This is a genomic window from Helicobacter labacensis (genome assembly GCF_003660285.1).
Classification (GTDB): Bacteria; Campylobacterota; Campylobacteria; order Campylobacterales; family Helicobacteraceae; genus Helicobacter; species Helicobacter labacensis.
Genome location: NZ_QXQQ01000011.1, coordinates 1 through 12,087 on the forward strand (window position 1 = coordinate 1; position 12,087 = coordinate 12,087).

The 12,087-nt window shown below is 46.7% G+C and carries 10 protein-coding genes and 1 pseudogene; 4 read left to right on the forward strand and 7 right to left on the reverse strand.

The genetic code is table 11. From position 1 onward, the window contains the following. From infB to EAO33_RS04490, 3 genes are all read left to right on the forward strand, one after another. The coding region (gene infB, locus EAO33_RS04480) for a translation initiation factor IF-2 (RefSeq protein WP_120945385.1) at window positions 1-2,252 on the forward strand (2,252 nt) is incomplete at its 5' end. Further along, window positions 2,252-2,602 (forward strand): 30S ribosome-binding factor RbfA, encoded by a 351-nt coding sequence (gene rbfA / locus EAO33_RS04485; protein WP_120945387.1) that lies wholly within the window; start codon window positions 2,252-2,254, stop codon window positions 2,600-2,602. The genes infB and rbfA, both read left to right, overlap by 1 nt. Further along, entirely contained in the window at window positions 2,596-3,048 is a 453-nt protein-coding gene (locus EAO33_RS04490) for a ribosome maturation factor RimP (protein WP_120945389.1), read from the forward strand. Before rbfA ends, EAO33_RS04490 begins: the two co-directional genes overlap by 7 nt. Window positions 3,049-3,074: 26 nt before the next feature. Here EAO33_RS04490 and EAO33_RS04495 read toward each other — a convergent pair whose 3' ends face one another. Both EAO33_RS04495 and EAO33_RS04500 read right to left on the reverse strand, forming a co-directional pair. Beyond that, on the reverse strand, window positions 3,075-3,557 hold the full coding sequence (locus EAO33_RS04495) for a restriction endonuclease subunit S (protein WP_120945391.1): 483 nt from the start codon (window positions 3,555-3,557) through the stop codon (window positions 3,075-3,077). Window positions 3,558-3,562: 5 nt separating this feature from the next. Next, on the reverse strand, window positions 3,563-3,877 hold the full coding sequence (locus tag EAO33_RS04500) for a hypothetical protein (RefSeq protein WP_120945393.1): 315 nt from the start codon (window positions 3,875-3,877) through the stop codon (window positions 3,563-3,565). Window positions 3,878-4,086: 209 nt separating this feature from the next. Between EAO33_RS04500 and EAO33_RS04505 the strand changes: the two genes are divergently transcribed. After that, complete coding sequence (locus EAO33_RS04505) at window positions 4,087-4,347, forward strand: hypothetical protein (protein ID WP_120945395.1); 261 nt, start codon at window positions 4,087-4,089, stop codon at window positions 4,345-4,347. 46 nt (window positions 4,348-4,393) lie between these two features. Here the strand turns inward: EAO33_RS04505 and EAO33_RS04510 are convergent, their stop codons facing one another. The 5 genes and pseudogenes from EAO33_RS04510 to EAO33_RS04530 all read right to left on the reverse strand — a co-directional run bounded on the left by EAO33_RS04510 (window position 4,394) and on the right by EAO33_RS04530 (window position 12,040). Further along, window positions 4,394-7,663, reverse strand: coding sequence for a hypothetical protein (locus EAO33_RS04510; protein ID WP_120945396.1), 3,270 nt, complete (start codon window positions 7,661-7,663; stop codon window positions 4,394-4,396). Next, the gene (locus tag EAO33_RS09455; protein WP_235853056.1) at window positions 7,660-9,057 is read right to left on the reverse strand and encodes a hypothetical protein; all 1,398 of its coding nucleotides are present in this window, start codon (window positions 9,055-9,057) and stop codon (window positions 7,660-7,662) included. Before EAO33_RS09455 ends, EAO33_RS04510 begins: the two co-directional genes overlap by 4 nt. A 50-nt stretch (window positions 9,058-9,107) precedes the next feature. Then, the gene (locus tag EAO33_RS04520) at window positions 9,108-9,833 is read right to left on the reverse strand and encodes a hypothetical protein (RefSeq protein ID WP_205589503.1); all 726 of its coding nucleotides are present in this window, start codon (window positions 9,831-9,833) and stop codon (window positions 9,108-9,110) included. Then, window positions 9,830-10,848, reverse strand: a pseudogene (locus EAO33_RS04525) (GDP-L-fucose synthase family protein). Before EAO33_RS04525 ends, EAO33_RS04520 begins: the two are co-directional and overlap by 4 nt. Window positions 10,849-11,026: 178 nt before the next feature. Further along, on the reverse strand, window positions 11,027-12,040 hold the full coding sequence (locus EAO33_RS04530; protein ID WP_120945398.1) for a BspA family leucine-rich repeat surface protein: 1,014 nt from the start codon (window positions 12,038-12,040) through the stop codon (window positions 11,027-11,029). Between the last annotated feature and the right edge of the window lie 47 nt (window positions 12,041-12,087).

Here is a 12,087-nt window from a genome sequence, read left to right on the forward strand (position 1 = left end):
CTCCCCCTCCCCCCCCACCTCCTCCCTCTCCCGCACTCCAAGAACCCAGCGCGCCTGTAGAACAGAGCACCACACCCAAAGAACCCAACGCTTTGAGTAAAAGGACGCGTGGAATCCGCATTGTCAAGCGCACCGATCAAGAGGAAGCGGCGTTGGCTAGGGCAGCGGCATTAGCCTCTATGATGAAAGAGGCGGGCGAGAAAAAGGCTAAAAAACCCTCTAAACCTAAGAGTGTGGCTAAACCCAGCGCGAAAAACCGCGCCCAAAGATTGGATTTCTCCCAAAATCGCGATTTTAACGATCTCTATGAGGACGAACAAGACGAAATCGTGCTATTTGACTTCCATGCCCAAGATTTAGAGATCAAAGAAGAAGCCCCCCAAAAAGCCCTTACAGATAGACTCAAAATCCAGCGTAAGACCCCATGGGTCAATGAGGGGGGGATTAGGCGTTCTAGCCGTAAAAAGCGCGTGTATCGTAGCGATAACACACAAAAAAGCGTGCAAAGCACCATTAGCATTTCTGAAGAGGTGCGGGTTTATGAATTTGCCCAAAGCGCAAACCTCAATCTAGCCGATGTGATCAAAACCCTCTTTAATTTGGGCATGATGGTAACCAAGAACGACTTTTTGGATCGCGATGCCATTGAGATTTTAGCCGAAGAGTTCAAGCTAGAGGTGCAGATTGAAAGCGCGCAGGTGTTTGTGGAGGAGGCTCAAGAGGAGGAGAACCAAGTTTTGATCGAACGCCCCCCTGTAGTAACCATTATGGGGCATGTTGATCATGGCAAAACCTCCTTGCTAGATAAAATCCGCAACCAGCGCGTAGCTGGGAGTGAAGCTGGGGGGATCACCCAGCACATCGGGGCTTACATGGTGCAAAAGGGGGATAAGTGGATTTCCTTTATTGACACCCCCGGGCATGAAGCCTTTAAGCAGATGCGCGAACGAGGAGCTAAGGTTACTGATATTGCCATCATTGTGATCGCCGCTGATGATGGAGTCAAGCCCCAAACCATTGAAGCGCTCAAACAGGCTAAAGATGCCGGGGTGCAAATCATCGTAGCGATGAATAAAATGGACAAAGAAAACGCCAATGTGGATAAACTCAAGGCTGAGTGTGCGGAGTTAGGCTTTAGCCCACGCGATTGGGGCGGGGAGTTCGAATTTATCCCCATTTCGGCTAAGACTGGAGAAGGCATTGACACCCTATTAGAAACGATCTTGATTCAAGCTGAGATCATGGAGCTTAAAGCCTCTAAAGAGGGGAGCGCGCGCGCGGTGGTGTTGGAGGGGAGTGTAGAAAAGGGGCGCGGGGCGGTAGCAACGCTGATTGTGCAACAAGGAACGCTTAGAGTGGGCGATTCGGTGGTGGCTGACATCGCCTTTGGTAAAATTAGAACCATGACAGACGATCAGGGCGTGGGTGTGAAAGAATTAAAACCCTCCCAAGTTGCGCTCATCACGGGTTTAAGCGAAGTGCCCATGGCAGGCTCCACCTTGATCGCGGTGGAAAATGAAAACACCGCTAGGAGTTTGGCGCATAAAAAGGCGACCTATTTACGCCAAAAAGCCTTGAGCAAGAGCACCAAGGTGCATATTGATGAGCTTGCCTCTATGGTGGCAACTAAAGAGATCACCCAGATTCCTATCGTGCTCAAAGCCGACACTCAGGGCAGTTTGGAGGCGATCAAGCACAGCCTGCTAGGCTTGAATAATGAGGAAGTGGGTATCCAAATCATTGGCGCGGGTGTGGGGGGGATTAGCGAAAACGATCTAGCTTTAGTAGCCAATAGTGCGCACGCGCTCGTGTTAGGCTTTAATATCCGCCCCACAGGCAATGTGCGCACGCGCGCAAAAGAATTGCGCGTGGAGATCAAAACCTATAGCGTGATCTACGCGCTTTTAGATGACATGAAGGCTCTAATGGGTGGTTTGATGAGTCCGGTGATCCATGAAGAAGACACAGGACAAGCCCAAGTGCGTGAAACCTTTGTGATCCCCAAAGTGGGCACGATCGCTGGGTGCATGGTGGTTGATGGGGTGATTAACAAGGGCATTAAGGTGCGCTTGATTAGAGAGGGCGTGGTGGTGCATGTAGGTAAAATCGTGTCTTTGAAACGCTTTAAAGATGACGCTCAAGAGGTGTCTAAGGGGTATGAGTGTGGGATCATGCTCGATCATTACAACGATGTGCGCGTGGGCGATGTCTTTGAGAGTTTTAAAGAAGTCCAACAAACAAGGATTCTCTAATGGAAAATATCCATGCCAAACGCCTAGATGCAGGCTTACTAGAGTATATACAGGAGGCTTTAAGCGCGCTGGGCGATCCTAGATTGCAAAATCTCACGCTCACGCGCGCGCATTGCTCTAAGGGCAAGCACCACGCGCATGTTTATTTAGACGGGCATTTGCTAGAAACACAGGAGAGGACCTCCATTTTCAAAGCCCTAAAGAAAGCCACGCCCCTACTCAGAGCGCATGTCTTGCAGGTGAGTGGGTGGTTTAAATGCCCCCAGTTGAGTTTTCATATTGATGAGTCCTTAGAGCAGGAGGCGCGCATGGAACGCCTCTTTGCGCGCATCGCCCAACCCAAATGCTAGAGAATTTAGAACCCCTCTTGGAGCGCACTTTACAGGGTATGGGTTGTGCGCTCTACGATGTCGCCCTTTTGAAGGAAAACCAACGCGACATTTTACGCATCAGCATTAAAGCCCTGCAAGGTCCCACGACCCTAGACACCTGCCAAGAGGCTAGCCTACTCATCTCCCCCTTGCTAGATGTGCATGCCAATATGCCCGGCTCTTACTGCCTAGAAGTGAGTTCTATGGGCTTAGAGCGCACTTTGAGCAAGCTTAGGCATTTTGCGCTCTCTATTGGGGATTTAGTGGAGGTGCGCACTGTGCAGAACGAACGCTTTAGGGGGGTGGTTGGGACACTAGAGGGCGAGGTCATTGTCTTTGAAACTCAGGGCGCATTAAAACGCGTGCCCCTAGCGCACATCAAAAAAGCTAAAACCATCTTTGAATTTGGGAAAGCCAATAGCTAGATGGGGTGTAGGGTGGATTTGGCAATCTAGTTTGACTCTGCTGTGCCTAAACACTCTTGCAAAATGGCTTGTTGTTGTGCTTGCAGGTTTGGACTTTGTGCCTGCAAAAGGGCGATTTTAGATTCTAGTGCCTCCACCACGGCTAGGATCTGCTCTTGGGCTTTTAAGGGCGGGAGGGGGATTTTAAGGTTTCTAAAATCCTCAGTGTTGAGGCTAGGGTAAGAGGCTTTAGGCATCTTTTCCTCCATTTGGCGCATTAAATCGCTTGAAAACATAAAAAGGGCGTATAAAAAGGGTGTTTTTAGGCTCTCTTTGCCTTGTAAAATGGCAAAGCCGGTAGAAAAGAGCGTAGTTGGCATGCTCTCTTTGATGTAGGCAAAGCCTTTTAAATTAGGGCGTACGCTTGAAATGGCTAGGCTATTGGCGGGGGCTATGCGGCGTGCTCTTGTGGGGAGTTGGTTGCCCGCTATGGGGGGGTTTAGGCGGATTTTGCCCGTGCCCTTTTCCACACAATCTATATCAATGTAGTGGTATGCTTGGCTCTCAAGGCTGGGGGTATTCTAGCCGTATTCTCCTGCGCGCTTCTGAGCTTGAGCGCGCTTAAGTTTTTTGCGTCCTCTATGGTCTGGTTAGTGGTCTTGCCCTTGTTCATCGCGCGCGCTAGAGAATAGATGTATTGGTTAATGGAGTTATCTGTCTGGGCTAGCTCTGGGTCAATGCCTACCACTCCCCCGGTTTTTTGATTAAGCCACCTTTTAAAGCCATTCCACTTCCCGCTATTGTCCTGCACCTTGTGGATAATATCATCCCCGCGTTCTAGCCCCTGCAAACTCTCGTGAACCGCCCCTCCCTAAAGGGAGGAGCTTCCTAACTAACAGAAACTAGCGTTTCTTAAGCTCGAAAGGCTTTGCTGTTTATAGTCCGCAAGGCTAGTTTCAGTTCCCAAAAGACTTACAGAAGTGTGCACTTACATCTCCGCCCTAAAGGACGGAGTTTTACGCGCGTTCAGATAAAATCACCCTAGTTAATAGCGGGAGTGTGGGGAGTTGTTTTTACCACCCCTATCCCTTTGTGGCATCTGATCATTGCATGGTTATTTGGCTAAAAGAAAGAGAGCTTAACCGCCAAAGACTCCTAGAAGGAAATTTTTATCTGCGCATTGATCCAAAAGGGCATATCGCCTACGATCACATGGAAAATTTTATTAGAGCCCTAGAAAAACAACAGATTGAAAAAGTTAAAACGATGTGGGAGCAGAGATTAAAAGCGTACGAGAATGTGGTGAGTGGGGCGCATTAGAGCAGATTAAGGCTTAACACTGCCTACAAAACAGCCTATCCATTGCCTAATGCCCTTCATCGTGATAAAACCATCCTTTTTTACTCAAGGGTTTTAACAAGCTTTGGCACAGCCTGCTAGCAGAACCCAAGCCCTTAATTTGCTTTTGCTCATCTAAATACAAGCAGGGCACACCCTGCATGCTCACCATAATATAATTTTGCAAATACGCCTTCAGGGTGGCTACATCGTATCTTTCACTCCTAAATATCTGGGCGCACTGGCTTTGGGTGCTTTTACGCAAATACTCCGGGCGCAAACACGCCCCGGGGTATTTGGAGAAGAAAGTCAAGCTATTGTACAAAACAGAGGTGTTGTAGAGATCGTCATTGCGATCGATGTCCAAAATCCCCTGATCTTCTAAAAACTGGGCAACTCGCCTTAAGGCAAAGAAATTTACCGGGCGTAGGGGCTTTTGTTGGTCCATCATGGTAGCAATACCCTCTTTAGAGAGATCAAGGGCTTGATTGTCATTTGTAGAGCCTAAAAAATGCATATCCAAATTTTTATCCAAAGAAAAGATAAAAATATGATCTCTCTGGTCGTTTTGTTGGTGGGGCGCGGTGCGGGCTACTTTGAGCGCGTTGAGTAGATTGTAGCCTAGATGGGGGTTAGGCTTGCCCATGATGAAGTCGTAAATCAAGGAGATAATGTCAAAGTCTTGGTAAATGGTGTAGGCGATACGCCCATCATAGATATTTCCGGACACTGAACGATCGTTGGCAACACCTTGCATTCTTTTGCCCAAACCCTCGCAACCCCCAGCGCATTGAAATTCTTGAATGCGCGCTAGAGTATGCACATACCACCACGCATCTAACCCCTGTGTGTGGGCACGCATGAGTGGCTGGTAGAGAAAATTCAGAGCGCGCATGAAATTTTGGGCGATTTCTTGTGTGGGGACGGGGGGGCTTTTTTGGCAATTATCCTTAGAACCCCCCTCTAAGAGGGCAAAGAGGAGCGACATCGCTTGTTGTTGGATACGCTTTAATAACGCCTTTTCTTTGTCATTGTTGGGTTTAAAATTAGCCAGTAAGGGCAGAGATTCTAGCGCGCTTTGGGCTTGTTGTTCTAGCTGAGGTAACACGCCTTGTAAAAAGTACGCGCGATCGCGCTTACAGATGGAGTCTTGTTGGTACGCCTTTTGTAAAGTCTCTTCTAGGCGCGTGCGCATCGTCTCTAGGGATTGTAAAAATAGGGGGGGCAGGGCGATCTCTTTGGGAGGAGAGTAGAGTGCCCATGCTTGCAGGGCTTTACAGAGGGGAGTTTTAGGCTTAAAGCCGCGTAATTGATCCTTAGTGTGCAGATACAAACAGGGGCTATTGCCAACGCTTAAGAGTCTAAAATTTGTGAGATAATCGCGATACGCCGAGGGGCTAAAACTTTGGGAGTTAAAGATTTGTTGGCAATTTTGCACGCTGGCTGGGCTTAAATATTGGGGAGCAAAGCAGGGGGTGAGGTTGGTGCGCAACCACCATGCAGAGAGGTTTTCGGGGTGTTTTAGGGTATCTACATAGTAATCTTTGCTGTAAAAAAAGGCTTCTGCGCGTTTTGTATAGTGCAAATCCCATAACTTAAAGGCTTGCTGTTGGTTAGCCGGAAGGCTCTTATACCACACATCCGCATGAAACCAATCAAGCCCAAAACTTCTGTTATGCGTTACAAAGTCCATCGCCAAATCAGCGCTTTTAAAGTCCTCTAGCCATAAGCTAGGGGGGATATCAGGGGGCAAAGTGCAATAATCTTGAGTAGCACAGGGGTTGATGGCGTGGAATTGGGAGTCTTTAAGATTTTTCAAATAAAAGCTAGGATCAAGCCCCTGTTTAAAGGCTTGGATTAGGGGGGTGTAGATAAAATCTAACAAGCGCGCATACTTTTGAGCTAGTAGGGGGGCAGGGGCTATGCCCTCCAAGAGAGCTAAGAGGTGCCAACTCTCATAATCTAGCAAGTAAGCCCACTTAGAGCCTGTCAAAGAGGCTAGGGGGGTGGCTTGTAAAATGGCGTTAAAATATGCTTTGGCAGTGGGCAACCACTCTTGAATATCATCGCGTGTGGACGCGGTATTTGTTAAAAAATCTTGGGCGTTTTGAAAAGCCATGACCAAGTCTTTAGACACAGGCGCGCCCATGTTAGGGGGGTGGGCTTGCAACACACGGCACAGGGGGTTTTTGGAGCGAAAAGTTTGGATCGTGTTTTGGGGGGTGAGATAAAGGCAGGGTTGGTTATTAAAGCCTATGAGTCGCACACGGCGCAAATACTCTTGTAATTTGGCATTGGGGCGCGCTAGCACCCCTTGACAAGCCACCTTAACCTCCTTAGATAAAGCCATGCCAAAACAAATATGGGGGAAATTCTTAAGGGTTTGCTCTAGGGGTTGGCTTGCACTAAGGAGTTTAGCCACACCATAAACACGCCAAAGCACGCTAATATAATACAGATTCAAAGCCCTAATAAAACCTAAATCCAAGTTTAAGGGCTTATAAATCTCCTTAACATAGGCTTTGGAACTGTAAGCCCCTAGATCACTAGCAAAAGCAATGGTAGGAAAAAGATAGGAATTTGTGCTAAAGTGCAAGGCTTTTAACTGGGCAGCGGCTAAAGGATTTGTAGAAGGGCTAATGTCATAATTTCTGTCATTTCTGAGCTCAAGGGGTGTGTCATCAAGCGCTCTTTCCAAAAAGTGCAAGTAAGCACGAATATCTAGCCCTCGTTTAGCACTTTGGATCAAGAGCGCATACACAAGCTCCAGACTTGTAGAATAATCTTGTAAAAATTCTTCTTTTTTAAGCGCATAGGGGGTAAAGGAATCAAATTGCTTATCCACAGTGTCATAGTCCGGGGGTCTGCGATCGCCATAACAATCTACATCTGGAATCTTGGCGCGCACTAAAGAGAGGGCATGCAAGATTTCAAAGTTTCTAATGCGCGCAGCTAGGGGTTTGGGCAAGTTAGCTTGAATCTGTTTGATAGTGGGGAGCGTGTCTACCATTTGCGTAGCCAATTTGATCCAAGTGTTGGCATGGTGCTTGATCATCTCTATAGAATTGTAATCAGGGTCTGTGCCACCATCACAGCGGGCATTTTCAGAGGCTTTTCTATGGGCATTTAGCATGGAGTCATAGAGATTTTGCAGGGCGTTGTAAAAGGCATCTTTATTTAAGGATAATGGCGCGCTTTTGTGGGGCGTGTGCTGGGCGCGCGCGATGAAATAAAAACTAAGCACAAAGGTTGCCAAGAAAGCTGGGATTACAAACCAAGTCCAAGAATGTTTTTTCATCGGTTATAAAGTGTCCTTTTTATATGGCTTGGGGGAGAGAAATTAGGGGGTCGTGTTTGCAGGGCTTGACAGAGGGGGTTTTTAGAGTTAAAAGCGCGTAATTGCTCTTTGCCGTGCAGATACAAGCAAGGACTACCATCCACGCTTAAGAGTCTCATGCTTTTTAAATAGTCGCGGATTTTAAGCGTGTTAAAACTTTGCTTCTCTAGGATTAGCTGGCAGTTTTGCACGCTAGCTGGGCTTAAATATTTAGGGGTAAAGCAGGGGGTGGGGTTGGCACGCAAACGATCTAGCGAAATTTTTTCTGGGTGTAATAGCGTGTCTGTGTAAAAGTCTTTGTTGTCAAAAAACGCCTCAATGCGTCTTTTATAGTGCAAATCCCATAGCGGGGCCTCTTTAGGAGTCCATCGTTTTGCTAAATCTCTATTGGCTAAAACCCCTCGCTCGTAATCCATTATTGAAAAATCCCACTCTACAAATGGCTTATTAAAAACATCATACTCATATCTTTTTACAAGGCTACTGCCCAATTTAGTGCTTCTAAAATCTTCAAGCCACGCACTCTCTGGGGTATTATCAGGGCGTGTGCAGAGTTTTTCTTGTGCGCAGGGGTAGGTGGCATTACGAGCGGATTTTTTAAGGTCTTGTAAATACACACTAGGACTTAAGCCTTGCTTAACGGCTTTAATTAAGGGGGTGTAGAAAAAATCAAGCAGGTGGAGGTAATGGTATGCCAACACAGGGATGGAAGTGTTGGCGGGGGGGTATCTATCATCAATACCAGAAAAAGAGCTCACAGAGCCTCTCAAAAGGGCTAAAAGATGGAGGCGTTCGTAACTAAGCACATGATGCCACTCAGCACCTCGCAGAGAGGCTAGGGGGGTGGCTTGCAAAATGGCTTTTAGGCGTTTTTTAAGGGGTTTGGGGTCATGGGGGGGCGTATCTAGCATGTATATTAAGGTATCTTGAGCCTCTTGAAAGGCTTGGATCAAATCAGAGGACACGGGCGCGCCTATTTTTGGAGGATGTGCCTGCAGGGTTTGACAAAGGGGGTTTTTAGAGGGAAAAGTTTGGATCGTGTTTTGGGGGGTGAGATAGAGGCAGGGTTGATCATTAAAAGCGATGAGGCGGGTATACCGGAAGTGGTCGTAGAAATGTGCATCGGGGTGCTTTAATAAGGCTTGGCATGCAGGAATGTCTTCTTTAGAGGCATGGAAGCAAGCAAAGAGATTAAGAGGAGCAGGAGGTTGAGAGGCACTCAGCGTGCGCACACCATACAACCATGTATTAAAGCGGTAAGCGTAATATTTTCTCCAAAGGTATATATCTTGCAGACTCAAGCCTAAAGTTTTTTTGACCTGTTTGTAGAGGGCCATTTCTTCTCGAACATCCAACTCAATCTCATCTCCGTATGTATTTAAGAGGAAATTATCTAAACCCGCTCTTAGGGTTTTAAGGCGCAAATAGTAGGCGAGGAGTCTTTGGCTAAGATTTCCTTTAATTCCTTGAGCTTGGCGGAGTCTTCTTTTGAAGAGAAGCGCAGTTGTGAGAGTAGGGTGTATTGGTAAGTGTATGTGCCGAATAATGTGGGTGATTTATATGCAGTTCCCCAAGTTAAAGTATGCAAAAAAGATTCTAAGGGCAAGCCCTGTTTAGAGGCGTTGAGTAAAAGGGAGTAGAAAAATTCTAGGTTTTGTTGCAAGACTTTTAAGAGTTTTTGCTCTTCAAGGGGCTTTGGAGGGGGCACTTCGTCGTGCCAAAACACATTCGCACAATTTACCCAATTATTAATCTTAGCGCGCACCAATCCAAAGGCGTGCAAAGCCTCAAAGCTCCTAATTTGGTTATAAAGTGAGAGGCTTTTTAAGCGTGCCATAAAAGGCACATGATCTATCATTTGGGTAGCTAGGCTAATCCATGTTTTGTAATGCCGTGCTACTGCCTTTGAAGCCATCAAAGATTGATCCGTTTGGCTTGGATCACACTCCGCTTTAATGGCAGCTTGCAAGGCACTCTCTTGGGCATTTACGAGCGAATCATAGAGGTCTTTAGCCGCCTTGAAAAAGGCTTGCTCTTGGGGATTTGTAGGCGTGTGTGGCGCGCCCAAGCCAAAACTAGGTACAAAGAAGAATAAGAAAATAGAGATTATAACCCAAGAATGTTTTTTCATCTGTTTTGATACCACCTATACACTTGCTCAATGCCCTCTTTGAGGGGGATACTTGCCCTCCAACCTAAGCGTGCGATTTTACGCACATCACTACACTTTAACAAAGTCCCATCGGGCTTAGAGGTGTCAAAAACCAACGCCCCCTTAAAGCCCACAATCTCTTTAATCAAGTTGGCTAAATCTCTAATGCTAATATCCTCCCCCGTGCCAATATTCGTATGATTGAGCGTAGTAGTGGCTTGTTGGTGTTGCAAGAGAAAGACACATCCCCGGGCTAAATCTTGCACATGCAAAAACTCGCGTCTGGGCGCACCACTGCCCCAAATGCGCACCCCCTGCGCGCTCACCCCGTGTTGTTCTAAAATGCTCAAGGCTTTTTGCTGGCTAGACACTTGCAAATCTTGCAACACTAAATCTAGGCGGTTGTGCTCTAGCAAATGGGCTAGATGCATTTTTCTTAAAAGGGCGGGCAGGACATGGGAGTTTTGCAAGTCAAAGTTATCATACTCTCCGTATAAATTGGTGGGCATCGCAGAAATAAAATGCGTGCCATATTGGGCGTTGTAGGCTTCGCACATCTTAAGCCCAGCGATCTTAGCGATGGCATAGGGCTCGTTGGTGGGCTCTAGGGGGCTAGTGAGTAGGGCTTGCTCTTTAATGGGCTGGGGGCATTCTTTAGGGTAAATGCAAGTAGAACCTAAAAAGAGGAGCTTTTTCACCCCGTATTTATGGGCATAGTGAATCGTGTTGGTTTGGATGGCTAAGTTTTGGTAAATAAACTCCGCGCGTAGGTGTTATTGGCTAAAATCCCCCCCACTTTAGCCGCCGCTAAAATGACAATGTCGGGGCGTTCTATCTCAAAAAAATGTTCGACCGCATTTTGCTGTGTTAAATCTAATTCAGAATGGGTTTTTAAAATTAAGTTGTCAAAACCTTGTTCTTGCAAACACGCTACAATCGCGCCCCCCACCAAGCCCCTATGCCCGGCTATGTAAATTTTATCGCCCTTTTGCATGCACTCTCCTAGTCTTTAGCAACTATGATAGCAGGGCAGGGCGGGCATGTCAAGGCGGGGATAGCACCCTCATCATGCGCCCTATTTTTTTTGAGCAGGGGCTTAGAGTTTTAGCGTTTTAAGCGCGACACCAACGGGGGAGGGTTGTTGGGGCGGGGCGACTTAAGGTTCTCACGCCTTAGATACTTTTCCTAAAACGCCTCACTTTATACCAAGCTGGATAGTATTTAAAGCTAGAGCAATCCCTAAACATGTCATCTAAACCACACTGGACACTAGACACACTCCAAACGCTTAAGTCTTGGTTAAAATTTTCACATTCTTTAAACATGAAAGTCATATCCACGACTCCAGACACATCCCAGTTGTGCAAGGGTTGATCAAAATCCTCACAACCCAAAAACATATGGCGCATATTTGTAACATTAGACACATCCCAACTATTCAAGGGTTGGTTAAAAAGTCCGCATTTTTTAAACATCCAACCCATATGCCTAACCCTAGACACATTCCAACTAGAAATGTCGTGGTTAAACAAAATTGCCCGACAAAACATGCCCCTCATGTTAGTTACATGAGAAGTGTCCCAAGTTTCTAACCCTTCAAAGTTCCTTCGCATAAAAGCGGGTACTTGCTCCCCTGCCTTCCCAGTTGAATGCGAAAACACGAAACTTAAATCCGTAATCTTGCTAATGTCAATCTCCCCTAAATGGATACTCTCATCAGCGACTAATTTTTTAAGCTCCTCCTTGCTTTGGGGGACATATTTTTTAGCTCTCTTGGAGATAGCAAAATTTTGGGGTGCGGACTGGCTGGGCTGGGATTGTAGCCCCTCTAGCACACCCTCTAAACCTGTAATACTACTTTGCAAGCCCTCTAGCACCTCTAAGACCTCTTGGGCATTGGCGGGTTTTTCTAGCGCGCTTAAAGGTGCGCTAATTTTAGCTTGGGCGTGTTTGAGCTTAGTTACAAGTTTTTCTAGCTCTAAGTCATCCTCTTTTAAGCGCGCATAATGCTCTCTTAAAGTCCTTAGCACACCGCTTAAACTTTCAGCAAACGCGCTAAAGCTAGCATGCAGTTCCTCCGCTTCTTGTTGCACTTCTAAGCCCTCTTCTAAGGCACTCTTGCCCAAACGCATCGCCCGTTTAAGTTTTTTAATCTCTTGTTCTAATGTTTCTAGTGCTCGTTGCATAAAAACCTCCTAGTTAAAGTGGAGGTTCATTGTAACATAGTCAATAT

Coding starts and splice junctions, on each gene's coding strand:
- EAO33_RS04530 (WP_120945398.1), bottom strand. CDS start 12,040: ATGCAACGAGCACTAGAAACATTAGAACAAGAGATTAAAAAACTTAAA.
- EAO33_RS04520 (WP_205589503.1), bottom strand. CDS start 9,833: ATGAAAAAACATTCTTGGGTTATAATCTCTATTTTCTTATTCTTCTTT.
- EAO33_RS04490 (WP_120945389.1), top strand. CDS start 2,596: ATGCTAGAGAATTTAGAACCCCTCTTGGAGCGCACTTTACAGGGTATG.
- rbfA (WP_120945387.1), top strand. CDS start 2,252: ATGGAAAATATCCATGCCAAACGCCTAGATGCAGGCTTACTAGAGTAT.
- EAO33_RS04510 (WP_120945396.1), bottom strand. CDS start 7,663: ATGAAAAAACATTCTTGGACTTGGTTTGTAATCCCAGCTTTCTTGGCA.